General features: G+C 62.1%; 25 protein-coding genes. 18 read left to right on the forward strand and 7 right to left on the reverse strand.

From position 1 onward, the window contains the following. Window positions 1–38: 38 nt before the first annotated feature. On the reverse strand, window positions 39–1,262 hold the full coding sequence (locus AAC077_RS11540) for an acyl-CoA dehydrogenase (RefSeq protein ID WP_339769706.1): 1,224 nt from the start codon (window positions 1,260–1,262) through the stop codon (window positions 39–41). Window positions 1,263–1,366: 104 nt separating this feature from the next. On the opposite strand from AAC077_RS11540, the gene AAC077_RS11545 reads away from it, so the two are divergent. Then, a complete protein-coding gene (locus AAC077_RS11545; RefSeq protein WP_339769709.1) occupies window positions 1,367–2,272 on the forward strand; it encodes a LysR substrate-binding domain-containing protein in 906 nt (301 codons plus the stop codon). 86 nt (window positions 2,273–2,358) lie between these two features. Then, on the forward strand, window positions 2,359–2,730 hold the full coding sequence (locus AAC077_RS11550) for a hypothetical protein (RefSeq protein ID WP_339769711.1): 372 nt from the start codon (window positions 2,359–2,361) through the stop codon (window positions 2,728–2,730). A gap of 64 nt (window positions 2,731–2,794) precedes the next feature. Here the strand turns inward: AAC077_RS11550 and AAC077_RS11555 are convergent, their stop codons facing one another. Next, on the reverse strand, window positions 2,795–3,457 hold the full coding sequence (locus AAC077_RS11555; protein ID WP_339769712.1) for an SOS response-associated peptidase: 663 nt from the start codon (window positions 3,455–3,457) through the stop codon (window positions 2,795–2,797). 99 nt (window positions 3,458–3,556) lie between these two features. Here AAC077_RS11555 and AAC077_RS11560 point away from each other — a divergent pair, with 99 nt between their 5' ends. Together AAC077_RS11560 and AAC077_RS11565 are read left to right on the forward strand one after the other, a co-directional pair. Further along, on the forward strand, window positions 3,557–5,284 hold the full coding sequence (locus tag AAC077_RS11560) for a sulfotransferase (RefSeq protein WP_339769714.1): 1,728 nt from the start codon (window positions 3,557–3,559) through the stop codon (window positions 5,282–5,284). A 115-nt stretch (window positions 5,285–5,399) separates the two neighbouring features. Further along, complete coding sequence (locus AAC077_RS11565) at window positions 5,400–6,668, forward strand: MFS transporter (RefSeq protein WP_339769716.1); 1,269 nt, start codon at window positions 5,400–5,402, stop codon at window positions 6,666–6,668. A gap of 65 nt (window positions 6,669–6,733) precedes the next feature. On the opposite strand, the gene AAC077_RS11570 is transcribed toward AAC077_RS11565, so the two are convergent. After that, window positions 6,734–8,293, reverse strand: coding sequence for a bifunctional metallophosphatase/5'-nucleotidase (locus tag AAC077_RS11570; RefSeq protein ID WP_339769718.1), 1,560 nt, complete (start codon window positions 8,291–8,293; stop codon window positions 6,734–6,736). 150 nt (window positions 8,294–8,443) lie between these two features. Here AAC077_RS11570 and AAC077_RS11575 point away from each other — a divergent pair, with 150 nt between their 5' ends. Genes AAC077_RS11575 through AAC077_RS11585 form a run of 3 tightly spaced genes read left to right on the forward strand, consistent with a single transcriptional unit; the run spans window position 8,444 to window position 10,253 of the window. Beyond that, window positions 8,444–8,782, forward strand: coding sequence for a DUF952 domain-containing protein (locus tag AAC077_RS11575; protein ID WP_339769720.1), 339 nt, complete (start codon window positions 8,444–8,446; stop codon window positions 8,780–8,782). Further along, entirely contained in the window at window positions 8,779–9,213 is a 435-nt protein-coding gene (locus AAC077_RS11580; RefSeq protein ID WP_339769722.1) for a DUF1330 domain-containing protein, read from the forward strand. The genes AAC077_RS11575 and AAC077_RS11580 overlap by 4 nt, the downstream gene beginning before the upstream one ends. Continuing rightward, entirely contained in the window at window positions 9,210–10,253 is a 1,044-nt protein-coding gene (locus tag AAC077_RS11585) for a quinone-dependent dihydroorotate dehydrogenase (protein ID WP_339769724.1), read from the forward strand. The genes AAC077_RS11580 and AAC077_RS11585 overlap by 4 nt, the downstream gene beginning before the upstream one ends. A 69-nt stretch (window positions 10,254–10,322) precedes the next feature. On the opposite strand, the gene AAC077_RS11590 is transcribed toward AAC077_RS11585, so the two are convergent. The 3 genes from AAC077_RS11590 to AAC077_RS11600 are packed head-to-tail and all read right to left on the reverse strand — an operon-like array spanning window position 10,323 to window position 12,605. Then, window positions 10,323–11,669: an MATE family efflux transporter gene (locus AAC077_RS11590; protein WP_339769726.1), complete on the reverse strand. Its 1,347-nt coding sequence runs from the start codon at window positions 11,667–11,669 to the stop codon at window positions 10,323–10,325. Continuing rightward, complete coding sequence (locus AAC077_RS11595) at window positions 11,662–12,204, reverse strand: PaaI family thioesterase (RefSeq protein ID WP_339769728.1); 543 nt, start codon at window positions 12,202–12,204, stop codon at window positions 11,662–11,664. Before AAC077_RS11595 ends, AAC077_RS11590 begins: the two co-directional genes overlap by 8 nt. Beyond that, window positions 12,201–12,605 (reverse strand): PaaI family thioesterase, encoded by a 405-nt coding sequence (locus tag AAC077_RS11600; RefSeq protein WP_339769730.1) that lies wholly within the window; start codon window positions 12,603–12,605, stop codon window positions 12,201–12,203. The genes AAC077_RS11595 and AAC077_RS11600 overlap by 4 nt, the downstream gene beginning before the upstream one ends. 143 nt (window positions 12,606–12,748) lie before the next feature. On the opposite strand from AAC077_RS11600, the gene AAC077_RS11605 reads away from it, so the two are divergent. From AAC077_RS11605 to AAC077_RS11640, 8 genes are all read left to right on the forward strand, one after another. Further along, window positions 12,749–13,144, forward strand: a complete 396-nt coding sequence (locus AAC077_RS11605) for a MerR family DNA-binding transcriptional regulator (RefSeq protein WP_339769732.1) — start codon at window positions 12,749–12,751, stop codon at window positions 13,142–13,144. A gap of 211 nt (window positions 13,145–13,355) precedes the next feature. Beyond that, a complete protein-coding gene (locus tag AAC077_RS11610) occupies window positions 13,356–13,757 on the forward strand; it encodes a MerR family DNA-binding transcriptional regulator (protein ID WP_339769734.1) in 402 nt (133 codons plus the stop codon). Window positions 13,758–13,777: 20 nt separating this feature from the next. Continuing rightward, window positions 13,778–15,559, forward strand: coding sequence for an acyl-CoA dehydrogenase C-terminal domain-containing protein (locus AAC077_RS11615; protein WP_339769736.1), 1,782 nt, complete (start codon window positions 13,778–13,780; stop codon window positions 15,557–15,559). Window positions 15,560–15,610: 51 nt separating this feature from the next. After that, window positions 15,611–15,823 carry a hypothetical protein gene (locus tag AAC077_RS11620; protein ID WP_037924002.1) on the forward strand — a complete coding sequence of 71 codons (213 nt, stop codon included), beginning with the start codon at window positions 15,611–15,613 and terminating at the stop codon, window positions 15,821–15,823. A gap of 342 nt (window positions 15,824–16,165) precedes the next feature. Beyond that, window positions 16,166–16,798 (forward strand): glutathione S-transferase, encoded by a 633-nt coding sequence (locus tag AAC077_RS11625; protein WP_339769742.1) that lies wholly within the window; start codon window positions 16,166–16,168, stop codon window positions 16,796–16,798. A gap of 28 nt (window positions 16,799–16,826) precedes the next feature. Next, window positions 16,827–18,038 carry an acetyl-CoA C-acetyltransferase gene (locus tag AAC077_RS11630; RefSeq protein ID WP_339769744.1) on the forward strand — a complete coding sequence of 404 codons (1,212 nt, stop codon included), beginning with the start codon at window positions 16,827–16,829 and terminating at the stop codon, window positions 18,036–18,038. 3 nt (window positions 18,039–18,041) lie between these two features. Further along, complete coding sequence (locus AAC077_RS11635; RefSeq protein WP_339769746.1) at window positions 18,042–18,953, forward strand: hypothetical protein; 912 nt, start codon at window positions 18,042–18,044, stop codon at window positions 18,951–18,953. Continuing rightward, complete coding sequence (locus AAC077_RS11640) at window positions 18,950–21,154, forward strand: 3-hydroxyacyl-CoA dehydrogenase NAD-binding domain-containing protein (RefSeq protein WP_339769748.1); 2,205 nt, start codon at window positions 18,950–18,952, stop codon at window positions 21,152–21,154. The genes AAC077_RS11635 and AAC077_RS11640 overlap by 4 nt, the downstream gene beginning before the upstream one ends. A gap of 52 nt (window positions 21,155–21,206) precedes the next feature. Here AAC077_RS11640 and AAC077_RS11645 read toward each other — a convergent pair whose 3' ends face one another. Continuing rightward, the gene (locus AAC077_RS11645; RefSeq protein WP_339769750.1) at window positions 21,207–22,202 is read right to left on the reverse strand and encodes an SDR family NAD(P)-dependent oxidoreductase; all 996 of its coding nucleotides are present in this window, start codon (window positions 22,200–22,202) and stop codon (window positions 21,207–21,209) included. A 95-nt stretch (window positions 22,203–22,297) separates the two neighbouring features. Here AAC077_RS11645 and AAC077_RS11650 point away from each other — a divergent pair, with 95 nt between their 5' ends. The 3 genes from AAC077_RS11650 (at window position 22,298) to AAC077_RS11660 (ending at window position 24,001) form a co-directional block, all read left to right on the forward strand. Continuing rightward, entirely contained in the window at window positions 22,298–22,903 is a 606-nt protein-coding gene (locus AAC077_RS11650) for a TetR/AcrR family transcriptional regulator (RefSeq protein WP_339769752.1), read from the forward strand. 92 nt (window positions 22,904–22,995) lie between these two features. Next, window positions 22,996–23,301: a hypothetical protein gene (locus AAC077_RS11655; protein ID WP_339769754.1), complete on the forward strand. Its 306-nt coding sequence runs from the start codon at window positions 22,996–22,998 to the stop codon at window positions 23,299–23,301. A gap of 13 nt (window positions 23,302–23,314) precedes the next feature. Further along, a complete protein-coding gene (locus AAC077_RS11660) occupies window positions 23,315–24,001 on the forward strand; it encodes a YafY family protein (RefSeq protein WP_339769756.1) in 687 nt (228 codons plus the stop codon). Window positions 24,002–24,003 lie beyond the last annotated feature (2 nt).

Genomic DNA, 24,003 nt, shown 5'->3' on the forward strand with positions numbered 1-24,003 from the left:
CCCCGCATCTGTTGTTTCAACTTCTAAAGCGTGCAGGCTTAAAAGAATGCCTGAATGCCGGTCTGGGCACGGCCCAGGATCAGGGCGTGCACGTCGTGGGTGCCCTCGTAGGTGTTGACCGTCTCAAGGTTCATCACGTGGCGCATCACCTGGAATTCACCCGAGATGCCGTTGCCGCCGTGCATGTCACGCGCGATGCGGGCAATGTCCAACGCCTTGCCGCAGTTGTTGCGCTTGACGATGGAAATCATCTCGGGCGCGGCTTGGGCGGCATCCATCAGGCGACCCACTTGCAACGAGGCTTGCAGGCCCAGCGCAATCTCGGTCTGCATGTCGGCCAGTTTCTTCTGGAACAACTGCGTGCCGGCCAGCGGTTTGTTGAACTGTTTGCGGTCCAGACCGTACTGGCGTGCGGCGTGCCAGCAGAATTCGGCAGCGCCCAGCGCGCCCCAGCTGATGCCGTAACGGGCACGGTTCAGACAGCCAAAGGGACCTTTCAGACCTTGCACGTTGGGCAGCAGCGCGTCGTCACCGACCTCGACACCGTCCATGACGATTTCACCGGTGATCGAGGCGCGCAAGGACAGCTTGTTTTCGATCTTGGGGGCGCTCAGACCCTTCATGCCTTTTTCCAGGATAAAGCCGCGGATCTTGCCGCCGTGCTCTTCCGACTTGGCCCAGACCACGAACACATCCGCGAACGGCGCGTTGGAAATCCACATTTTCGAGCCGGTCAGCTTGTAGCCTGTGGGTGTTTTCACCGCACGGGTTTTCATGCCCGCGGGGTCGGACCCTGCGTCAGGTTCGGTCAGACCAAAGCAGCCAACCCATTCGCCGCTGGCCAGTTTCGGCAGATATTTCTTGCGCTGCTCTTCCGACCCGTAGGCGTAGATCGGATAGATCACCAGGCTGGATTGCACCGACATCATCGACCGGTAACCGCTGTCGATCCGCTCGACCTCGCGGGCGACCAGACCGTAAGACACGTACGAGCCGCCCAGGCCGCCGTATTCCTCGGGCAGGGTCACGCCCAGCAGGCCCATGTCGCCCATTTCGGCAAAGATCGACTCGTCCGAGGTTTCATTGGCAAAGGCGTCGATGATGCGCGGGGCCAGCTTTTCGCGGGCATAGGCCGCGGCGCTGTCCTGAATCATGCGTTCGTCTTCGGTCAGTTGCTGCGACAGACGGAACGGATCGGCCCAGTCGAAGCTGCCCAGATCGGGGGCGTCTTTGGCTTTCAGGATCGGGGTTTCTGCATTCATGATGGACCTCTTTCTCGAATCTGTTGAATTTCGCCCAGTATTGCAAAGAAACGCAGCAAGTTCTAACAATCTTCCGTCCTGCAACACATGAGGATTAGTCATAGATGATCGCCCCCCGTCGTTTCCTGCCCTCGACCGGAGCGCTGATGGCCTTCGAGGCGGTGGCCCGTCTGGGGTCCGCCACGGCCGCCGCACAAGAGCTGTCGTTGACCCAAAGCGGTGTCAGCCGCCAGTTGCGCAGCCTTGAGACGCAGATCGGCGCGGCGCTGGTTCAGCGCGAGGGGCGCGCGCTGGTGTTAACGCCGGTGGGGCGCGAATATGCGCGCACTGTGCGCGAGATCCTGCACCGGCTGGCGGCGGCATCCGTGGCGGCGCGGACCAACCCGGACGGCGGCACGCTGAACCTTGCGATCCTGCCTGCATTCGGAATGCACTGGCTGGCCCCGCGTTTGCAGGACTTTGCCCGCACCCACCCCGAAGTCACCGTGAACCTGTCCACCCGCCTGGCCCCGTTCGATTTCCGCGCCAGCCGGTTCGATGCCGCCATCCACTTTGGCCGCGAGGACTGGCCCGGGGCCGATCACCTGCCGCTGATGCCCGAAACAGTGGTGCCGGTCTGTGCCCCGGGGCTGCTGCAACAGGCCACAACCGCCCAGATTGCGGCCCAGCCCCTGCTGCATCTGGAAACGCGGCCCAAGGGTTGGGCACGCTGGCTGGCGGCACAGGGATGGACGGGGGCGTTGGGTGCAGGGATGCAGTTCGACCAGTTTTCGACCATGGCACAGGCGGCGATCCACGGCATGGGCGTCGCCTTGCTGCCCACCTTCGTGGCGCAACCCTATCTGGACAGCGGGCAACTGGCGCTGGCCTCTGCGCAGACCTCGCAAAGCATCGGCACCTATTACCTTGTCTGGCCCTCTGACCGCGCCACCCAGGCTGCCTTGCGATCCTTTCGTGCGTGGTTGGGCGAACAGGCCAGCCAAAACATGGAACCAATGCCGCGCGCCTGACCTGCCTGCGCCGCATTTACGCCGTATTTGCCCTCTAGGGCTGCGGACAGTGTTTTCGGGTGGGGCCGGACCAAACAGGAGCATTTATGCTGCATTCTATTCAAAAACTGGCCCTCGCCGCCGCGTTCGGCGCGATCATGGCCCCTGCCGCCTTTGCCGATGGCGCACACGAACATACCGTGATGGTGCTGGGCGAATCCTTCTTTCCCCGCGTCACCTATGCCGAGCCGGGCGACACCGTCCGTTTCGTCAACGCATCCGAGGCCGAACAGTCGATCGTGGCGAAGGACGAAAACTGGACCGTCGGACCGATCGCGGTCGAGGGCGAAGAAACCTTTACCGTGTTTTCAGGCATGAAAAACGATTTCAGCCTGATCCTGGCCGAAGATGCCGACGAAGAAGCCATCGCAAATGCCTCGGGCGCAATCAGCTTCAGCGCACCTCCGCTCGGCAACTGATACCGTACAGTGCAAGACGCTCTGGGGCCTGCTTGTCATATAGACAAGTGGGCCGTTCGGCGTTTCAGTCAAAGGGCTCGATCAACTCGGGACCAGCAGCGCGGTTCGAGTTCACGGCCGTGCCCACGCGGTGCATCTGCAAGGTGTCTTCGGGGGCGGGCTGCATCAGGCGGGCGGCGCCCCTGCCCTCTTCCCCCAGCCACAACGACAGTTGCTGCGGCTCCAGCACCACGGGCATCCGGTGGTGGATCGCGGACATCGCGGTGTTCGCCCCCGTGGTGACAATGGCGCAGGTCCGCAATTGCGTGTCACCCCCGTCCCAGTCCTGCCAGATGGCAGCAAAGGTCAACGGCGCGCCATCGCGGCGGGTGATGTACCATGGCAAGCGGTTGCCATCGGCATCCTTGGTCCATTCATAAAAGCCGGTGGCCAGCACCACACAGCGCCGGTCGCGACAGGCGCTGCGAAAGGCGGATTTATCGGCAATGGTTTCGGCCCGCGCGTTGATCAGCAGCGGTCCGTCATTCGGTTTTTTGTACCAGTGCGGGATAAAACCCCAACGCATCGCCCCCAGCGACCGCTGGCTGCCATCACTGCGGATCACATGCACAGGGTCCGTGGGACAGACGTTATAGTTGGGCACCGGCGGCACATCATTCGCAGGCGCCGCAGCAAACAGTTGCGCCATCGCGTCGGTCGGCAGGGTTACAGCAATGCGTCCACACATGGCATGCAATCTACGCAGGCTTTTGCCGGTGGCCAAGCCTTGTACAGCGAAGAATGCAAGCGTAGGTGAAGACCATCCAAATTTCACCGGTTTGCACCCATGGCCCGTCCCAATCCCGACCTGACACTCAAGACGCAACGTGCCTTCGCAGAGGGTCGTTTTGCTGCCTGCCTCAAGGCGGCGCGGGCTGCGATCAAGGCAAATGGCGCGCAGCCTGTGCTGTTGACACTGGCCGGTCTGTCTTGTGCCAACCTGGGTCAGCATTCCGAAGCGCTGCGGTTCTTCACGCAACTGGTCAAAACGTCACCGAACGACCCTGCCGCGCGACAAAACCGCATACAGGCGCTGCTTAGCACCGGCGACACGAAACGCGCGTTGACCGAGGTCGAGGCCGCGCTGGCGCGGTGGCCTGACATGCCCGCCCTGTTGCGTCTGCGGATCAACGCCTGTCTTGCAGCCGAGGACCTTGCGGCCGCCCGAACAGCCGTGGATGCCGCAATTTCCGTGACCCCGCAGGACGCCGTCCTGCACGGCCTGCGCGCACAGATCGCCCTGGACAACCGCGACAACGCCGCAGCCCTGGACAGCCTGGAAACCGCTGTCACGCTGGCACCGAACAATCCCGATTTGCGCCTGCAATATGCCGAATATCTGCTGGAGCACGCCAACCCCGACCAAGCGGGCGATCAGATTGAGACCGGATTGCAGGCGTTTCCGGATCACATCGGCCTTTGCCTGCTTCAGGCACGGTTGTACGGCGCTATTGGCCAGCCGCAGATGGCCTCCACAGCCTATGCGCGCATTCTGGCCCAAATACCCACGCATCCGATCGCCTTGAACGGTATGGCCTATACCGCGGATGCGCAGGCTGCCGCACTTCTTTTGGAACCGCTGAAATCTGCGGCAGATGCCGAAAAACGCGGCAGCCCGCTGCACGTTCTGCTGACGTTCGCGCTGGCGCGGGCCGAGCGCACGGTGGGGGCCCCCGAAGCCGCCAAGACGCTGGCAAGCGGGAACCGGCTGGCGGCCCGCGCCATGCCATATGACGCAAAGGCTGAGGTTGCCGAGCATCGGGAGATGCTGGACCTGACCGATGCCATGACGCCCGTAACGGCATCATGCCGCGGGCCTGTGCCCGTTTTTGTGGTGGGTCTTATCCGTTCGGGCACGTCGCTTTGCGAACAGGTGATGGCAGCCCATCCGCAGATCACCGGCTTTGGCGAGTTGACCCAGATGGGGAACGCCGTTCGCTCTGCCTTGCGCGACGACACCCAAGCGCATGACCTGGCAGCAACATATCTGAGCGCGCTGCCCGCACTGCCCACCGACGCCACCGCCTTTGTTGACAAGATGCCCGAAAACTTCCGCTTTATCGGCCCGATCCTGCGCGCATTCCCCAATGCGGTCGTGATTGAAATGCAACGCGATCCACGTGATGTGGCCTTGTCCATGTGGGACAGCCTGTTCCCGACCACCGCGCACGCCTATGCCAACGACTTTGCCTGGATGGCCCAGCATATGAACCACTATGCACGGGTCATGGCCGATTGGCGTGCAGCCTTTGGCGACCGTATTCATGCAATGCGCTACAGCGAACTTGTCACCGACCTGAACGGCACAAGCCACCGCCTTGCCGACTTGTGCGGCGTGCCATGGGACAGCGCGATGCTGAACCCGCAGGACGTGAACCGCCCCGTTCTGACCGCAAGCAGTCAGCAAGTGCGCGCGCCGGTGCACACCCGTTCTCTGGGTCGGTGGCAAGGGCATACAGAGCAGCTTGCCCCGTTGCTCGCCGGTCTTGACCGCACGCTGTGGCCCGAACTTTAGCCAAAAGCGCGCATCAATCCGCGGACCTGCGCGGCAAGACGCGTTCATCCATTTGCAACCCATGGCAAAGCTGCGCAGACTGGCACCGAACACCGACCGATTGGATGCCCTCCCCATGATCCGCCACTTTTTGCCCGTCTTTGCCCTGTTGCTCGGCTCATCATTCTTGCTGTTCGCGGGCGGCATCAACGGGCTGATCCTGCCGGTGCGTGGCAGTGCCGAAGGATTTTCCGCGTTTTCGCTGGGCCTGCTCGGCACCGGATGGGCCATCGGCTATATGGCCGGTTGCGTGCTGACGCCGCGATTGGTGGCGAATGTGGGCCATGTGCGCGCGTTCGGCGCGATGGCGGCGATTGCCGCGGTGTCGATGCTGGGGTCGGCGATCATGCTGACGCCCTGGGCGTGGATCGCGCTGCGCGGTGTCTGCGGGTTCTGCTTTGCGGGCGCTGCAATGATCGTCGAAAGCTGGCTGAGCGATCAGGCCGCACCCGACCAGCGTGGGCGCATCTTCGGCGTGTATACAATGGTCAACCTTGGCGCCGTGACCGCAGGGCAGATGACCCTGACACTGGGCGACACTTCGGGCTTCTTGTTTTTTGCCATCGGTGCCATTTTCTACTGCCTGGCGCTGGTGCCTACGGCGCTGTCATCCAGTTCCAACCCGGCACCGCTGGTGGCCGCCCGGCTGGACATGAAAGCCCTGTGGCGCAATTCCCCCGTCGCCGTGTTCGCGGTGTTCTGGGTGGGCGTCAGCAACTCGGCCTTTGGCACGCTGGCGGCGGTCTATGCCGAACGCACGGGGCTGGTGCTGGCGGCCATTGCATTTTTCACCTCGCTGCCGATCCTTGCGGGGGCGCTGGCGCAGATCCCGGTGGGTATCCTCAGCGACCGGATGGACCGGCGCAAGGTGCTGGTGGGCATCGCGCTGGCCGCGCTGGTCGCCGACATCCTGTTTATCACCATCGCACCACAGGGGCGCATCCCCAACCTGATACTGGCCGCGATCCTGGGCGGGTCGATCTTTGCCATGTATCCGGTGATCGTGGCCCACGCCAACGACCACGCGGCCCCCGGCACGTCAATCCAGATCTCGGGCGGACTGTTGCTGCTGTATGGCGCAGGCGGGATTGTCGGACCGCTGATGGCAGGCTGGGCGATGACCAGCTTTGCCGACCGCGCCCTGTTCATGGTCACCGCCGTCGCCCATGTGCTGGTGATCCTCTACACGCTCTGGCGCATCTCGCGCCGGGTGGCGGTAGACGATGCTGACAAGACCGCCTTTCAGGTGGCACCGGGCGGGCGCGGCAGCACGCCGCAAACCGCCGCGCTTGGCGCATCAGAGGCCGAAGTGCAGGCCGAAGCCGACACGGCCACGGCCCCTTGAGCGCATAAAAAAGGCGCGCAGACCCATGCCTGCGCGCCCTGATGTTTACTTAGCCGGAACCGGCGTTACTTGACCGTGATACGCCCGTCGGTGACCGGCGTGAACGGCCCCTTGGCCGCCAAATACTCGGCCGTCACATCCGCCACGTCCGGCCCGAAATCATATGCGTTTTCGGCGTTGATGAACATCTTGTAGCCGTCGCCGCCATTGCGGACATAGTTGTTGGACACAACGCCATAAACCTTTTCGGGATCAATCGGCGCACCGCCGACCATCACGTCCGACACCCGTTCGCCCGCAGGCTTCGACGCATCAAACGCATAGGTCATGCCTGCCACCTGTGCAAAGCGGCCTGCGCCCTCTTCCACCTGGCTGACGCCGTTTTCCAGCGCCTCGACAACGGTGGCACCGGTGACTTGAAAGGTCGACAGCGTGTTCTGGAACGGCAGCACGGTCAGCACTTCGCCCATGGTGACGGGGCCTGCGTCAATCGACGCACGGATGCCGCCGCCGTTCTGGATGGCGATTTCAATCCCCTGATCCTTGACCCGCTCCAACATCGCGTCGGCTATCAACGACCCCATCGAACATTCCATCGCACGGCATGTTTCACGGTCGCCGCCGATTGGCCCGGACGCTTCGGCGACCACACGGTTGCGGATTTCCTCCAGCGGCGCCGCCGCTTCGGCGATGCGTGCAACGGTCGCCTCATCCTCGGCCACGGATGCGTCGATCAGGATCGGATCGCCCTTGGCTTCGGTCACGTTGCCGTCGTCGTCAAAGGTCACGTTCAGCTCGCCCAGATATTTGCCGTAAGCATAGGCCTGAACAATCGCGGTGTTGCCCACCATCGTGGGATAGGGCCCTTCGGCCTTTTCGTCCGTGTTGCTGAGCAATGTGTTTGAATGGCCGCCCACGATCACGTCAACGCCGGTGGTGTTTTCAGCCACCTGTTTGTCGACCACATAACCCGAGTGCGACAGAACGATGATCTTGGTGATACCCTCTTCGGTCAGCTTGTCGACCTCGCCCTGAACGGCGTCGGACGGATCGGTAAAGATCACGTTCTTGCCGGGGCTGGCCAGCTCGTCCGTGTCCTGCGGTGTCAGGCCGATCAGGCCGATTTTTTCGCCACCGCGTTCGATCACCGTGGATTTCGCCAGCTTGTCGGCCAGCAGCGGCTCGCCCGAGACATCGGCGTTGGACATCAGGATGGGAAAGTTGATCGCGTCGATGAAGCTGGCCAGCACTTCGGGGCCGTCGTCGAATTCGTGGTTGCCCACGGTCATCGCGTCATAGCCCAGCATGTTCATCATCTCGGCGGCCAGCTTGCCCTTGTAATAGGTGTAGAACAGCGTGCCCTGAAACTGGTCGCCGCCGTCCACAAGAACCGCGTTGTTCGACCGCGCCTTGGCGTCCTTGATCGCCGTCACCAAACGCGCGGTGCCGCCAAAGCAGTCGCCAGCCGTGTTGTCCTCGGCACCACAGGGGCCGTCATATTTGCTGATCGGCTCAAACCGCGCGTGGAAATCGTTGGTGTGCAGGATGGTCAGCGAATAATCCGCCATCGCTGTGCCAGCGGTCAGCGCAAGCGCCATCGCTGTCTGTGTCAGACGCAAAAACATGTCAGGTGTCCCCCTAAAGGTGTGTTGGCATTGCCAACACTCTGGCGTCGCTCTGATTAAGAGTCAAAACCCCAGTGAGGTTTGCGCGAATTGACGTATCGGCAGCCTTGGCCGCTTGACCAACCATCAGGCACACGGCATCAGTGATTCATGCTGATTTTGAAAATATTCCGTGCCGATGAATGGCAAGACTTGCGCGCCAAGGGCGAAACGCTGGGCGCGCCCATTGATGTAGCTGACGGTTATGTCCATTTCTCGACGCCTGAACAGGCCGCAGAAACGGCGGCCAAGCATTTCGCAGGCGCAGAAAACCTGTGGTTGCTGGGGCTTGAGGCGGATGATCTGGGCGACAAACTGGTGTGGGAGCCATCGCGCGGCGGTGCGTTGTTTCCCCACCTTTACCGCCCGCTGAAACTGGAAGACGTGGCATGGGCGCAGCCGCTGCCGGTGCAGGACGGCGTTCACCAATTCCCCGCAGGTGTTCTATGACCGACAGCCATATCGACCCCGAGCGCGCGCAATTCGATGCCTTCAAGGACCTGCCCCGCGATCATCCGATCGAAATGCTGAACCTTGTGCGGTTCCGCGAACGTGCCGCCTATCCCGACGATCACCCGCTGGCGGGTCAGGGGCTGACGGGGGCGCAAGCCTATGCCAACTACGGGCGCGACTCTGGCCCCGTGATCGCGCGTCTGGGCGGCAGCATCCTGTGGCGCGGCACGTTCCAGACCACGCTGATCGGCCCGTCGGACGAGGTGTGGGACGCCTGTTTCATCGCCCGCTATCCCGACGCAGGTGCCTTTCTGGCGATGGTCACCGACCCCGCCTACAAACAGGCGGTGATCCACCGGCAGGCTGCGGTGCTGACCTCGCGGCTGATCCGCACGTCGCCTGCCGACGCGGGGGCAACCTTCGGATGAAACGCAGCGTCGAGAAACTGGGCCTTGCCGCCCTGCGCCGGATCGACCCGGAGCTGGCCCATGGCCTGGCACTCAAGGCGCTGCACACGCCTTTTGCCGCCCTGCCCGGTCCGGTGACCTCGCCGCGCCTGACCACGCGCATTGCGGGGCTGACGCTGAACAATCCGGTAGGGCTGGCCGCAGGGTTCGACAAGAACGCCACCGCGATCCGCCCGCTGGTGCGTGCGGGCTTCGGCTTTATCGAAGTGGGGGCCGCGACACCCCTGCCACAGCCCGGCAACGCCAAACCCCGCCTGTTTCGCCTGACCGAAGACCGCGCCGCGATCAACCGGTTCGGGTTCAACAACGACGGCGCCGAGGCCATCGTGCGCCGACTGGCCCGCGCCCACCGGACCATCCCCGTGGGGCTGAACCTGGGGGCCAACAAGGACAGCGCCAACCGCGCCGAAGATTTCGCCCGCGTGCTGCAAGCGGCCCGTGGCCACATCGACTTTGCCACCGTCAACGTCTCCTCACCCAACACCGAGAAACTGCGCGACCTGCAAGGGCCGATGGCGCTGGCCGCCTTGCTGGACGGGGTTATGCAAGTGCGCGGCAACGTGCCGGTGTTCCTGAAAATCGCGCCCGATCTGACCGACCAGGATCTGGCCGACATCGCCAAAGTGGCCGAAGACGCCCGCGTCTCTGCCATCATCGCCACCAACACCACACTGGACCGGATCAACCTGCGCAGCCGTCACGGCACCGAAACCGGCGGGTTGTCAGGCGCGCCGCTTTTCGAAAAATCCACCCGCACGCTGGCTAAGCTGCACACACTGACCGACATCCCCCTGATCGGCGTCGGCGGTATCAGCACGGCCCGCGACGCCTATGCCAAGATCCGCGCCGGTGCATCGGCGGTGCAACTCTACACCGGCCTCGTCTACGGCGGCCTCAGCCTGGCCGCGCGCATCGCCCAGGGACTTGACGTGCTGCTGCAACAGGACGGCTTTGGCTCGGTCAGCGAAGCGGTGGGCACAAATACCAAAGACTGGCTCTGACTCCCCGCTTCTTTTGGCCAGAAATATCCCGGGGGACGGCCGCAGGCCGGGGGGCAGCGCCCCCACACCTCACCCTGCCCCACGCTCCAACGCCGGATAGCGCAGCCCAAGTGTCACCCCCCGTGCCACAAAGCTGACCAGCAGCGACAGCCACAGCCCGTGGTTCCCCAACAACGGCACCGCGATCGACGCACAGGCCACGTAGATCGCAAAGCTGACCAGCATCATGTTGCGCATGTCAGCCCCGCGCGTCGCGCCGACGAATACCCCATCCAGAATCCACGCCGCACAGCCCGCCAGCGGTGCCGCAACCATCCACGGCAGATACAGCAGCGCCGTGTCCCGCACCTCCTGATCCTTGGCCATCACCTCGATCAGCCAGGGCCCGCCCATCGCAAAGAACAGCGCCAGCACAACACAGGCCGCCACCCCCCACCCCGAGGTCAGCAGCGCCGACCGCCGCACGCGCGCCGGATCGCGCCGGCCATAGGCCCGCGCGATCAGCGTCTCGGCGGCAAAGGCAAAGCCGTCCATCGCATAGGCGGTCACATACATGAACTGCACCAGCACTTCGTTGGCGGCCAGCGTTATGTCGCCAAACCCCGCCCCCAGAAACACAAACGAAGTAAAGATCGCCATCAACAAGGCCGAGCGGATCAGAATATCGGTGTTGATCAGCGCCATGCGGATCAGCACCGCCCGGTCGAACACCCGCCCCCAGTCACGCCAGTCAGGCCGCGCAAAAGCATCGCGGCACAGATACAATCCGAACCCCGCGCCCAGCGTCTCGGCGATCACGGTGGCCAAGGCCACGCCGCCCACACCCCAGCCCAGCCCCAGCACGAACCACAGATCCAGCAGAATGTTGGTGCCGTTCATCACCAGTTGTATCCAGAACACCCCCGCCGTGCGTTCCATCGCCACCAGCCAACCGGTCAGGGCAAAAACCGCGATGGCACAGGGGGCAGACCAGATACGGATCGACATATAGGACCGCGCCAGCCCCTCGACCTCGTCCGAGGCCGGGGCCAGTGCAAAGGCCCCCCAGAACAGCAGGGGTTGCAGTATGAACAATGCCAGCCCGCCGCCACCCGCAATCAGCAGCGCACGGGTCAGCAGCGCCGACACCTCGGCGCTGTCGCCCGCGCCTTCGGCTTGGCCCACCATACCCACGGTGCCCATGCGCAAAAAGCCGAACACCCAGTAAAGCGTGCTGATGATGATCGCCCCCAGCGCCACGGCACCGATCGGGGCCGCCTCGCCCAACTGCCCCACAACGCCCACGTCCACCGCACCCAAAATCGGCACGGTGGCATTGCTCAGAACGATGGGCAGGGCCACGGCCAGCACACGGCGGTGGGTGATCGGCGCTTGGGGGACGTCCCGAATGGCAGCTTGCGCCGCTGGATCAGCCACGCTTCTGTGGCATCAGGAAATGCCCCGTCGCCTGTGCAAACAGCCGCGAATGATCCTCTTGCCATGCTTCGACATGAACCGAGGCATAGCGCCGCCCCGCGCGGCTGATCCGCGCCCGCGCATAGGCATCGCGCGGCAGCCCCGAGCGCAGGTAGTCCACGGTGAAATCAATGGTCTTGGGCAACCGCGGCACTTCGCCGTTTTCCAGCCGGTCCAGATCCAATTCGCCTTTCTCCAGCTTTTCCCACAGATATTGCCGTGACAGGGTCATCACCGCCGTCACCTCGAGGAACGCAGCCGTCACCCCGCCGTGAATCGCAGGCAGCAACGGATTGCCGATCAGCTTGTCCTGAAACGGCAGGATCGCGGTCAGCTCGTCCCCGCGACGGTCAAAGTCGATGCCCAGAAATGCAACATACGGCACATTGATCGCCAGCGTGTTCAACGACTGGTCCCAGCGTTTGTGCAGGGCGTGCCGTTCCTTGACCGACATGCGCTTGGGTGTGGTCTGGGTCTTGGGCTGTGCATCGGTCATCTGGCACCCTCCACGGTAAAGGTGCCTGTTGCCGTGGCGACAGGATTGTCCGCGTCACCGTCAACGGCAGTGACGCGCACAAAGGCAACCGACCGTGTCATGTGATAGCAAGTCGCGGTCGCGGTGATGGTATCGCCCGGCTTGGCGGTGCGCATATAGTCAATCCGCAGATCAATGGTCGCCGTTCCGCCCGGCGCGTCGGGGTGGCTCATGACAGCCGCGCCGCTGCATGTGTCCATCAGCGCAGACACTGCGCCGCCATGGACAACGCCCGTCGCCGGATTGCCGATCAGCTTTTTATCATAGGGCATGGTGATCACGGCCACACCGTTTTCCAGTTCGATCAACTTCAAACCCAAGTCGCGCGCATGTGGGATCGCCTCGATGAATTGTCGTGCCATCTGGACCTTGTCCATGGATTTCCCTCCGCTACCCTGTGCACTTCATAAGGTCAGCGCGCCCTGCGCGTCAAACCACAACAGTGCAGGTTGCGCTTCCCTTTCCTGCGCCCTAATTTGCAGCGCGACGAGTGAGGATAAGCCAAATGAGTGACGACCGTCTGACTTTCAAAGAGATGTGTGCCGAATTCGACGTGACCCCTCGGACGTTGCGGTATTACGAATATATTGAACTGTTGCAGCCTGATCGTGAAGGCCGTGCGCGGTTTTACGGCGCACGCGAACGCGCCCGGATGAAGCTGATTCTCAAAGGGCGCAAATTCGGCTTTCAGCTTGAGGACATCCGCCAGTGGCTGCTGATCTATGAGCGCGAGGGCACCCGCGCCCAGTGGAACAAGTGGATCGACATGGCTGACGGGCAGATCAAGGAACTGACCGAACAGCGCGCCCATCTGGACGAAGCGCTGAGCGAACTCAAGCAATTGCGCCGTGACATCGGCGAGGAACTGGGCCGTCCCGCAGTGGAATCCAGCCAAGCCTAAGGCCCGCCCGCTTTTCAAGAAAATGTGACGGATTTCTCCGCATAGGGGAAAACTCTGCCAACTCAGGCGGTTGACGCAGCGGCGGCTTGCGTCAACGAAAATGTGACGTGACGTTCAGCTTACGTTAACGTCAACCAATGTTGTAAGAACGCTCAAACGCCCCACCTTCCTTTCAAGATCGGATGTGTAACAATTGATGCGAGACGACGTTATGGACCACAAAACAATGACCATCCGCGAGATGTGCGACACCTTCGAGGTGACGCCGCGGACCCTGCGTTTCTACGAGGCCAAGGAACTGTTGTTCCCGATCCGCGAGGGTCAGAAACGCCTGTTCACCAAACGTGACCGCGCCCGCCTGAAACTGATCCTGCGGGGCAAACGCTTTGGGTTCAGCCTGGAAGAGATCCGCCAGCTTCTTGATATGTACTACATGGGTGACCAGCAGCACACGCAACTGGCCACCACCTACGAGATCGCCAAACAGCGGCTGGACGACATGATCGGTCAACGCGACGAGCTGAACGAAGCCATCGAAGACCTGAAAAGCCAGATCAAATGGGGCGAGAAGATGCTTGCCTCGATGAACAGCGCCCAAAAAGCCGCCCAATAACGCCATCAGAGAGACCGGATATGCCCAGCTACACAGCCCCCACCAAAGACCTGCAATTCGTCCTGCACAATCTGCTGAACGTCACCAAAAGCGACATTCCAGGCTATGACGAGCTTGAGCCTGATTTCACCTCGGCCATTCTGGAAGAAGCGGGCAAGCTGACCTCGTCGGTTCTGGCGCCGCTGAACGCCGTGGGTGACAAGGAAGGCTGCCGTCTGGAAAACGGCGTCGTCTACACGCCCAAAGGGTTCAAGGAAGCCTTTGCGCAGGTCAAGGAAGGCGGCTGGACCGGTCTGGACATGCCCGAACAATACGGCGGCCAGAACATGCCCGCCGTCATGGGCTCCGCCGTGGGCGAGATGTTCTCGGCGGCGAACCAGGCGTTCACGATGTATCAGGGCCTGACCCACGGCGCGGCCTCGGCCATTCTGGCGCACGGCACCGACGCGCAAAAAGACACCTACCTGCCGAACATGGTCGCCTGCGACTGGACCGGCACCATGAACCTGACCGAACCGCATTGTGGTACAGATTTGGGCATGATGCGTACAAAAGCCGAACCGCAAGACGACGGCAGCTACAAGATCACCGGCCAGAAAATCTTTATCTCGTCGGGCGAACACGACATGGCTGACAACATCATCCATCTGGTGCTGGCGAAAATCGTCGGCGGCCCCGAAGGGATCAAAGGCGTATCGCTGTTCATCGTGCCGAAATACATGGTCAAGGACGACGGCAGCCTTGGCGACCGCAACGGCGTTACCGTTGGCAAGATCGAAGAGAAAATGGGCATTCACGGCAACTCGACCTGCGTCATGAACTATGACGGCGCGACAGGTTACCTGCTGGGTGAAGAGCACAAAGGCATGCGCGCCATGTTCACCATGATGAACGAGGCGCGTCTGGGCGTCGGCATGCAGGGCCTGGCACAGGCCGACGTGGCCTATCAGAACGCGCTGGACTACGCCAAGGACCGCCTGCAAGGGCGCGCTGTGACCGGTGCCGAAAACCCCGACGGCCCCGCCGACCCGCTGATCGTGCACCCCGACATCCGCCGCAGCCTGATGGACCAGAAAAGCTTTGTCGAAGGGGCGCGCGCATTCATCCTGTGGGGCGCGTCGCTGATCGACGCGGCACACCGGTCGGGCGACAAGGACGCCGACGGGCTGGTATCGTTGCTGACGCCAGTGATCAAAGGGTTCCTGACCGATCAGGGCTATGACATGACCGTCAAGGCCCAGCAGGTCTACGGCGGCCACGGCTATATCGAGGAATGGGGCATGTCGCAGTTCACCCGCGATGCCCGCATTGCCCAGATTTACGAGGGTGCGAACGGCGTGCAGGCGCTGGATCTGGTCGGCCGCAAGCTGGCGCAGGACGGCGGCAAACACGTCATGGCGTTCTTTGACATGGTCAAGAACTTCATCAAGGAAAACGCAGGGCAGGACGCGGCATTCGATAAGGAATTCCTTGACCCGCTGAAAGCTGCGTCAAAGGACCTGCAAGCTGCGGGCATGTATTTCATGCAGAACGGCATGAAGAACCCCAACCACGCGCTGGCGGGCTCGAACGACTTTATGCATATGTTCGGGCACGTCTGCCTGGGCCTGATGTGGGCCCGCATGGCCAAGGCGTCGATGGACGCACTGGCGGACGGGGCTTCGGATGCGGCTTTCTTTGAAACCAAGCTGGCCACGGGGCGCTATTATATGGCGCGCCAACTGCCCGCGACCGCCCTGCACCTGAAACGCATTGAATCGGGCGCAGACACGGTCATGGCGCTGGACGCGGCCAACTTCTGAAACACCTGCCGGACGCGTCCGCGCGTCCGGCACACATTCGTCGGAGCCAAGATGCCCAAACGCTTTCGCCTCACCCGCCGCTTTAACGTCGCCATGACCGAAGACGGCTTTCGCCGCCTGAAACGGTTTGCAGCCGACGCAGGGCTGGACGAGGGCGAGGCGCTGTCGTTTGTGTTCGAGAACTTCGACAGCATCGCGGACGAGGACAACCTGACCAGCCGCCTGCGGCTGTTCAACAGCGAGCTTGACGCGCGCAAACGCTAAGGCTGATCATCTTGGGGAGGATGCGATGACACAACACCACTTGCACTGCGCAGCCCCCACGGGAGCCTCCGGCGGGAGTTTTTCTGGCAAGATGAAGATGCGGATCACCCCGCTGCCCGATACCCATTCGGGATTGACCCATACAGTCCGGCCAGCGGGGCTTCACCTTGCACGCGGCGCAACTCTCCAGTCTGCCGCGCGGGATCACTTTGCGGCAATCGGGGTTAACAATGCCTGAATCGTTCCCATCTTCATCTTGCAAATTAAACTCCACGGGGGTCCGGGGGTGTGAAACCCCCGGCCTGTCCGCAGACACACGCGCCTTGGGAGGGGCCTGACCACATGACCATGCAATTGCACTGCTTCGGCGAATCCGGCAATTCCTACAAGGCGGCCCTGCCGCTGGAACTGTCCGGTCAGGACTGGACACCGGTCAAAGTCGACTTTTTCGGCGGTGCCACCCGCGCGCCGGAATTTCGCGGTCTGAACCCGATGGGCGAGGCACCGTTGCTGATCGACGGCGACACCCGCATCAGCCAATCCGGCGCGATCCAGCAGTATCTGACCGACAAGACCGGCAAGTTCGGCGGCACCGACGCCGAGAAATACGACGTGTTGCGCTGGGTGCTGTTCGACAATCACAAGCTCAGCTCGATGGCGGGCATGACCCGTTTCCTGATGAACTTCCTGCCCGAAGACAAACGCCCTCAGGCGGTCATCGACTTTAACCTTGGCCGCTTGCAGACGGCTTACAAAACGCTGGATGATCACCTTGCGTCGCGCGACTGGATCGTGGGCGACGGCGTGACCAACGCTGATTTCTCGTGCTGCGGCTATCTGTTTTACCCCGAGCCTTTCGGTTTCGACCGCAAGGCCCACAGCAACATCAACCGCTGGCTGGGCAATATTGAAAGCCTGCCCGGCTGGAAACACCCCTATGACCTGATGCCCGGCAGCCCCGCTGACCGCGCCTGACCGATCCTGAACTTGAAAGGACATCCCGATGACCGAAGCTTATATCTACGACGCCCTGCGCACCCCGCGTGGCAAAGGCCGCAAAGACGGCGCACTGCACGAGGTGACATCGCTGCGCCTGTCCGCGCTGACGCTGAACGCTCTGAAAGAGCGTAACAATCTGGACGGTCACGCCGTCGAGGACGTGATCTGGGGCAACGTCACGCAAGTGATGGAACAGGGCGGCTGCCTTGCGCGCTCTGCCGTTCTGGCATCCGACCTTGACCAGTCGATCCCCGGTCTGGCGATCAACCGCTTTTGCGCCAGCGGCATGGAGGCCGTGAACCTGGCCGCCAACCAGGTCAAAGGCGGGGCCGGCATGGCCTATATCGCCGGCGGCGTCGAAATGATGGGCCGCGTGGCCATGGGCAGCGACGGGGCCGCGATTGCCGCCGATCCGTCCGTGGCACTGGAGACTTATTTCGTCCCCCAAGGCATCAGCGCCGACATCATCGCCACCCAATACGGTCACAGCCGTGACGACGCCGACGCGCTGGCCGTTGCCTCGCAGCAGCGGGCGAAAAAGGCGTGGGACGAAAAACGCTTTGCCAAGTCGGTGATCACGGTGCGCGACCAGAACGGGTTGGCCATTCTGGACTATGACGAATACATGCGCCCGCAGACCGACATGCAGACGCTGGGCGCGCTGAGCCCCGCGTTTCAGGCGATGGGCGAAGTCATGCCCGGCTTTGATGCTGTGGCACTGTTGAAGTACCCGCATCTGGAAAAGATCAACCACATCCACCACGCGGGAAATTCGTCGGGCATCGTCGACGGGTCAGCCGCCGTGCTGATCGGCAACAAGGAATTCGGCGAGAAATACGGCCTGAAGCCGCGTGCGCGCATTCGCGCCACCACCAAGATCGGCACCGATCCCACCATCATGCTGACCGGCCCTGTGCCCGCCACCAAGAAGATCCTGGCCGACAACGGCATGACCATCGGCGACATCGACCTGTTCGAGGTCAACGAGGCCTTTGCGTCGGTCGTGATGCTGTTCATGGAGGCGTTCAACGTCGAGCATGAAAAGGTCAACGTGAACGGCGGCTCGATCGCGATGGGTCACCCGCTGGGTGCAACGGGTGCCATGATCATCGGCACCCTGCTGGACGAGCTTGAGCGTCAGGACAAGGAAGTCGGCCTTGCCACGCTGTGCATCGCGTCGGGCATGGGTGCGGCCACGATCATCGAACGGGTCTGACACATGGCCACGGCGCGCGAGATTTATCAGGACCTGCTGGCACAGTTGACCCAAGCTGTGCTGGACAGGGATGCGGCAGGCTTTGCCGCCCTTGCGCGCCTGCCTTTCGTGATGAAAACGATGGACGGCTGTACCACGCACCGGTCCAGGCAATCCATCATGGAGGGCGTGGCCAGCTATCGCGACATGCTAAGCGATCAGGGCATCAACGGCTATCTGCGCAGTTGCGACACCGCCAAGTTCATCTCGCCGCAGCAGATTTCGGGCTATCACACGACACGGCTGTGCCGGGACGACGTCGATGTGGCGGCCCCCTATCTGACGCGTATGTCGTTGTTTATTGAAGGTGACGTTTGGAAGGTCGGCATATCGGATTCGTCCCTGCACACGGCGGATTGGCCGTTGCTGCGGCAGGAAGAATTCGACGCCCCGGCGGAAAACAGGTCCGAGGCCAAGAACCGTTTGCAGAACTTTCAGACCATCCTTGACCGGATCAGCGCCGCCTTTGTCGGCAATGATGTCCAGGGCTGGCTGAACTGCGTGTCGCTGCCGTTGCACTTGGTCACGCGGCAGGGTGTCGAAAGCTTTGAGACGCCCGACCAGATCATCGCTGATTTCGAAACCTATCAGCGCGATTTCCAGACCCATGGCGTGACCGCGATGATCCGGCAGGCCAAAACCGCCGAAATCATTGGCGGCGACCAGATGACCGGAACCTACCGGATGCACCTGATGCGCGGCACCAACCACGTCGTGCCGCCCTGGGACGCTTCGATGACATTGCGCAAGGAAAACGGCCTTTGGCGCGTCACCACGGTGATGCGCGCCCTGGGTCATTTGAACTGGTCGGCGCTAAGTGCTGCCGACATGGAAAACACACCGGATTACACTCCAGAAAAGGGAGATCAGAAATGACAGATTTCACCATGAAAAAGGACGCCGACGGCGTTGCGATTATCACGTGGGACGTGGCCGACAAGACGATGAACGTCATGTCGATCGAAGGTCTTGACCAGTTGAACGATCTGGTTGACGACGCGCTGGCCGATGATGCGGTCAAGGGCATCGTGATCACCTCGGGCAAAGACACCTTTGCCGGCGGGATGGACCTGAACCTGCTGGCCAAGATGAAGGAAAGTGCGGGCGACGATCCGGCCAAGGGCCTGTTCGAGGGCACGATGCAAATGCATGGTCTGCTGCGCAAGATCGAACGCGCGGGCATGGACGCCAAGACCAACAAGGGCGGCAAGCCCATCGCCGCCGCCCTGCCCGGCACGGCTGCGGGCATCGGGCTGGAGCTGCCTTTGGCTACGCACCGCATCTTTGCCGCCAACAATCCCAAGGCCAAGATTGGCCTGCCCGAGATCATGGTCGGTATCTTCCCCGGGGCCGGTGGCACCACACGTCTGGTCCGCAAGCTGGGCCTGCTGGGCGCGTCGTCGCTGTTGCTTGAGGGCAAGATGCTGTCCCCCGACAAATCCAAGGCCGCCGGTGTGATCGACGAAGTGGTGGATGATCCTGTTGCCGCCGCCCGCGACTGGGTGCTGAACGCCAAGGATGCGGACATTCTGAAACCCTGGGATGCCAAAGGGTATAAAATGCCCGGCGGCGCGCCTTATCACCCTGCGGGCTTTATGAACTTTGTCGGTGCGAACGCGATGGTCAACGGCAAGACCAAGGGCGCCTTCCCCGCGGCCAAGGCGATGCTGTCGGCGGTTTACGAAGGCGCGCTTGTGCCCTTCGACACCGCCCTGAAGATCGAGGCACGCTGGTTCACCAACATCCTGATGAACCCGTCGTCGGGTGCGATGATCCGGTCGCTGTTCCTGAACAAGGAAGCGCTGGAAAAAGGCGCCGTGCGTCCCAAGGACGTGCCGGACCAACGCGTCAAGAGGCTGGGCGTTCTGGGCGCCGGCATGATGGGTGCGGGCATCGCGCTGGTGTCGGCACAGGCGGGCATAGAAGTTGTTCTGATCGACCGCGACCAAGCGGCGGCAGACAAGGGCAAGGCCTATGCCGCCAGCTATATGGACAAGGGCATCGCACGCAAGAAAGCCACCGAAGAGAAGAAAGAGGCGCTGCTGGCGCAGATCACGGCGACCCCCGATCTGGAACAGCTGAAGGGCTGTGATCTGATCATCGAGGCGGTGTTCGAAGACCCCGGCGTCAAGGCCGAGATGACCAAGAAGGTCGAGGCGATCATCCCCGAGGATTGCATCTTTGCCTCGAACACCTCTACCCTGCCGATCTCGGATCTGGCCAAAGCGTCGGTGCGCCCCGAGCAGTTCATCGGCATCCACTTCTTCTCGCCCGTCGAACGCATGGCGCTGGTCGAAATCATCAAGGGGGCCGAAACCGGTGACCGCGCGGTGGCAAAGGCGCTGGATTACGTGCGTCAGATCCGCAAAACGCCCATCGTGGTCAACGACGCGCGGTTCTTCTATGCCAACCGCTGCATCATCCCCTATGGCAACGAAGCGACACGGATGGTCACCGAAGGTGTCGCGCCTGTGCTGATCGACCACGCCGCACAGCAATTGGGTTTCCCCGTGGGTCCGATCCAGTTGGGCGACGAAACCTCGGTCGATCTGGCCGTGCGCATCATGAAGGCGACCAAGGCCGCGATGGGCAATGCCTATCCGGGGTCCGAGGCTGACAACCTGATCGTGTGGATGGAAGACAAGGGCCGCTTGGGCCGCAAGTCCAAGGCCGGCTATTTCGACTATGACGAAAACGGCAAGCGTCTGGGATACTGGAAAGGCATCCACGACAAATATCCGCTGGCCGAAGAACAGCCCGACCTGATCGAAGTGCAGGAACGTCTGATGTTCGCGCAAGTGCTGGAAGCGGTCCGTGCGCTGGAAGAGGGCGTGCTGGAAGACATCCGCGAGGGCGATGTGGGTGCGATCCTGGGCTGGGGCTTTGCGCCGTGGTCGGGTGGCCCATTTAGCTGGCTGGACATTCTGGGCACGCCCTATGCGGCGGAACGCTGTGACCAGTTGCAGGAAAAGTTCGGCGACCGGTTCGAATGCCCTGCCCTGTTGCGCGAAATGGCCGCGAAGAACCAGACCTTCTATGGCCGCTTTGGCCCCAAGACAGAAGCGGCTGCGGCGTAACGCCGGGCCTTACATGAAACGACAAAGGGCACCCTGCGGGGTGCCCTTTTGATCAAGGTTGAAAGAAATCCGTAATCCCGGTTGCTTTCAAACTCGCCTCCCAGATCAGCGCCTCGTTCGCCGGATTGCGCTCGGGCGGCAGCAACACCGCAGGCCCCGTCCGGTGCGGCCCGTTGGGGCCGTAAAAGGCGCCGCTTTCCACATCTGCCTCGCAACAGCACCGCGCGATCCCGCTGGTTCCATCCTCGACCGATTGCGCATGTTTCAGCGCCTGACCCAATATGAACCGGTCCAGCCAGCGGTCCCCGCCCGCCTGCGTCGTCTTACCCTGAAGCCCGGAATCCGCGGGGCCCGGATGACCGCAAAGCGATTTGACCTTGTTGCCGGGCCGCTGTCCCGCGCGGTCGTCCAACGCATAGGTGAACATCAGGTTTGCCAGCTTGGACTGTTGATAACGCGTCCATTTCCCCAGCCCCGGCCAGCCGTCGCCGCCCAGGTTGCCGCCATTCCGCTCCAGATACTTCGTATGCAACGGCCTGCCCGGCTTGCCCCGCGCACCGGACGAATGGTTGACCACCCGCGCCTGGCCCCGCTGTGCGCCTGCTGCTTCCAGCAGCGGCCAGACCTGATGCGTCAGCAGGAAATGCGACAGATGGTTGGCCTGCATTTGCACGTCGAACCCGTCCTCGGTCGCCTGGTCTGCCACCCCCATGATGCCGGCATTGTTGCATAAAACATCGCAGCCCTGATCGCCAAAGTCCCGTCTCAGGGTTTCGCCCGCGGCACGGACGCTGGCGAAACTGGACAGATCACAGGGCACCAACACGGCGTCGCCGCCAGCGTCCAGAACGCCTTGCAAGGCGGCGTCGGCGCGCGGGGATGGGCGGTTCAGCATCACCACCGTGGCGCCAAGACCCGCACAGGTTCGCGCCAGAACCAGCCCCATCCCCGAGGTGCAGCCGGTGATCATCACCACCTTGCCCGCCATCGACGGAAAGCTGCGGACAAGATCGTCGTAGTATCTGGTGGTGTGCGGTGTGTTGGTCATGGGGGCGGTTCCGACTCGCTGTTATGTTTACAGTGTAAATATACCCTGCCACCAACAGCCCGCGACCGTCAATGGATATTTACACTGTAAACAATATGTCCGATACCTACCCCATGACCGATCAAGGCACATATCATCATGGCAACCTGAAAGAGGCGCTGGTTCAAGCGGGGTTGGATATTCTGCACCAGCAAGGGCTGTCAGCCCTGACGCTAAGGGCCTGTGCCGTGCGCGCAGGTGTCAGCCACACCGCGCCCAAGAACCACTTTGGCAACCTGGCAGGATTGATGTCCGCCATTGCGGCACGTGGCTATCAAAAGCTGACAGAGACCATGCAAACCGGCCTGCCACAGGATGCGACACGCGCAGACCGGCGGCAGGCGGCGCTGGGTGGTTATGTCGACTTTGCCGCGCAAAATCCCGGCCTGTTCGAGCTGATGTTTTCGACCCAACGCACCAACGGCGACAGCCCGGAGTTGATGGAACAGGCAAACCGCTGCTTTGACGTGCTGCGCGATGTGTCCGAGGGGCTGGTCTGGGACAAATCTGACGCCCCCGACGCCGCGCTGCGCGCGCAAATCATGCACTGGAGCATGGTGCACGGCTTTGCCCAGTTGACCGCATCCGGCAAGCTGACCAAGGGGGCGATGAAGCACCTGCAAATCTTCGATGTTTTCCCGCAGTTTGACTACAAGGCTTAGCAATCCGACAGGGCCAGCCTCAACTGACAGGTTTTGTCAGTTGTTCTCGCTTATCACGGCAGGACCAAGCATAAAGACACAAGGAGCCTGTCATGACCAAACACATCATCGAAACCGTTACCTTTCGCCTTAAAGACGGTGTAGACCCCGCCGACTTTACCAAATCTGCGACTGCCATGAACGCTTATGTCACGGGGTGCACAGGCTTCATCTCCCGCCGTCTGTCCTGCAACGCTGACGGTCTGTGGATCGAACACATCGAATGGCAGGACATGGACGCGGCCAAAGGTGCAGCAGCCGGCATCGGCGCGCCTGAAGGCAACCGTCCCTTCCTGTCTGCCATCGACGGGCCAAGTGTCACGATGTCCCACACCGAACTGAAAGTATCGGTCAACTGACGCAAAGGACACCATGAGGCGCAGCGACCGGCTTTCGGAAATCATCGAGATCATTCGTGACGGTCGTCTGCACCTTGCGCGCGACATAGCGCAGGCGCTTGGCGTATCGGTCAGAACGGTCTACCGCGATATGGACACGCTTCTCGCTTCCGGCGTTCCGCTGGAAGGGGAACGGGGCGTCGGTTACCTGTTGCGCGAACCGGTGTTCCTGCCGCCGATGACCCTGTCGATGGCCGAGCTTGAGGCATTGCACCTTGGCATGGCCATCGTCGCGCGTGCCGCAGATGAAGAGTTGCAAGACGCGTCCAGAACCCTGTTGGCCAAGGTGGCCGAGACAGCGTCGAACCGCCGCAACACTCCGAAAAGCTGGGGGTTTGGTGTCTATCCGCTGGCGCAGGCGCAGCTAGGTTTCAAACACATGCCCAAGATCCGCGCCGCCATCCGCGCGGGCGAGCGGTTGCGCATCACGTATCACGCGTTGGACGACACCACGACCACACGCACCGTGCGACCGCTGCAAATTGAATATTGGGGTCAGGTTTGGACGCTGAGCACATGGTGCGACCTCAGAGATGCATTTCGCGCATTCCGCATTGATCGGATCAGCGCCTGCGTGCGCACCGGGCAGATGTTCAAGCCCGAGACGGGCAAGACCATTCAGGATTATCTGAACACGATCGGCACCGACCGATCAAACTGACC

It is taken from the genome of uncultured Pseudosulfitobacter sp. (genome assembly GCF_963976325.1).
Taxonomy (GTDB): Bacteria; Pseudomonadota; Alphaproteobacteria; order Rhodobacterales; family Rhodobacteraceae; genus Pseudosulfitobacter.

Excerpts from the sequence above, each read along its gene's own strand:
- AAC077_RS11540 (WP_339769706.1), bottom strand. The coding sequence starts at position 1,262 with ATGAATGCAGAAACCCCGATCCTGAAAGCCAAAGACGCCCCCGATCTG.
- AAC077_RS11550 (WP_339769711.1), top strand. The coding sequence starts at position 2,359 with ATGCTGCATTCTATTCAAAAACTGGCCCTCGCCGCCGCGTTCGGCGCG.
- AAC077_RS11560 (WP_339769714.1), top strand. The coding sequence starts at position 3,557 with ATGGCCCGTCCCAATCCCGACCTGACACTCAAGACGCAACGTGCCTTC.
- AAC077_RS11635 (WP_339769746.1), top strand. The coding sequence starts at position 18,042 with ATGGCCACGGCGCGCGAGATTTATCAGGACCTGCTGGCACAGTTGACC.
- AAC077_RS11620 (WP_037924002.1), top strand. The coding sequence starts at position 15,611 with ATGCCCAAACGCTTTCGCCTCACCCGCCGCTTTAACGTCGCCATGACC.
- AAC077_RS11645 (WP_339769750.1), bottom strand. The coding sequence starts at position 22,202 with ATGACCAACACACCGCACACCACCAGATACTACGACGATCTTGTCCGC.
- AAC077_RS11595 (WP_339769728.1), bottom strand. The coding sequence starts at position 12,204 with ATGACCGATGCACAGCCCAAGACCCAGACCACACCCAAGCGCATGTCG.
- AAC077_RS11585 (WP_339769724.1), top strand. The coding sequence starts at position 9,210 with ATGAAACGCAGCGTCGAGAAACTGGGCCTTGCCGCCCTGCGCCGGATC.
- AAC077_RS11580 (WP_339769722.1), top strand. The coding sequence starts at position 8,779 with ATGACCGACAGCCATATCGACCCCGAGCGCGCGCAATTCGATGCCTTC.
- AAC077_RS11615 (WP_339769736.1), top strand. The coding sequence starts at position 13,778 with ATGCCCAGCTACACAGCCCCCACCAAAGACCTGCAATTCGTCCTGCAC.
- AAC077_RS11565 (WP_339769716.1), top strand. The coding sequence starts at position 5,400 with ATGATCCGCCACTTTTTGCCCGTCTTTGCCCTGTTGCTCGGCTCATCA.
- AAC077_RS11630 (WP_339769744.1), top strand. The coding sequence starts at position 16,827 with ATGACCGAAGCTTATATCTACGACGCCCTGCGCACCCCGCGTGGCAAA.
- AAC077_RS11575 (WP_339769720.1), top strand. The coding sequence starts at position 8,444 with ATGCTGATTTTGAAAATATTCCGTGCCGATGAATGGCAAGACTTGCGC.
- AAC077_RS11570 (WP_339769718.1), bottom strand. The coding sequence starts at position 8,293 with ATGTTTTTGCGTCTGACACAGACAGCGATGGCGCTTGCGCTGACCGCT.
- AAC077_RS11655 (WP_339769754.1), top strand. The coding sequence starts at position 22,996 with ATGACCAAACACATCATCGAAACCGTTACCTTTCGCCTTAAAGACGGT.
- AAC077_RS11660 (WP_339769756.1), top strand. The coding sequence starts at position 23,315 with ATGAGGCGCAGCGACCGGCTTTCGGAAATCATCGAGATCATTCGTGAC.
- AAC077_RS11610 (WP_339769734.1), top strand. The coding sequence starts at position 13,356 with ATGGACCACAAAACAATGACCATCCGCGAGATGTGCGACACCTTCGAG.
- AAC077_RS11545 (WP_339769709.1), top strand. The coding sequence starts at position 1,367 with ATGATCGCCCCCCGTCGTTTCCTGCCCTCGACCGGAGCGCTGATGGCC.
- AAC077_RS11650 (WP_339769752.1), top strand. The coding sequence starts at position 22,298 with ATGTCCGATACCTACCCCATGACCGATCAAGGCACATATCATCATGGC.
- AAC077_RS11640 (WP_339769748.1), top strand. The coding sequence starts at position 18,950 with ATGACAGATTTCACCATGAAAAAGGACGCCGACGGCGTTGCGATTATC.
- AAC077_RS11625 (WP_339769742.1), top strand. The coding sequence starts at position 16,166 with ATGACCATGCAATTGCACTGCTTCGGCGAATCCGGCAATTCCTACAAG.
- AAC077_RS11605 (WP_339769732.1), top strand. The coding sequence starts at position 12,749 with ATGAGTGACGACCGTCTGACTTTCAAAGAGATGTGTGCCGAATTCGAC.
- AAC077_RS11555 (WP_339769712.1), bottom strand. The coding sequence starts at position 3,457 with ATGTGTGGACGCATTGCTGTAACCCTGCCGACCGACGCGATGGCGCAA.
- AAC077_RS11600 (WP_339769730.1), bottom strand. The coding sequence starts at position 12,605 with ATGGCACGACAATTCATCGAGGCGATCCCACATGCGCGCGACTTGGGT.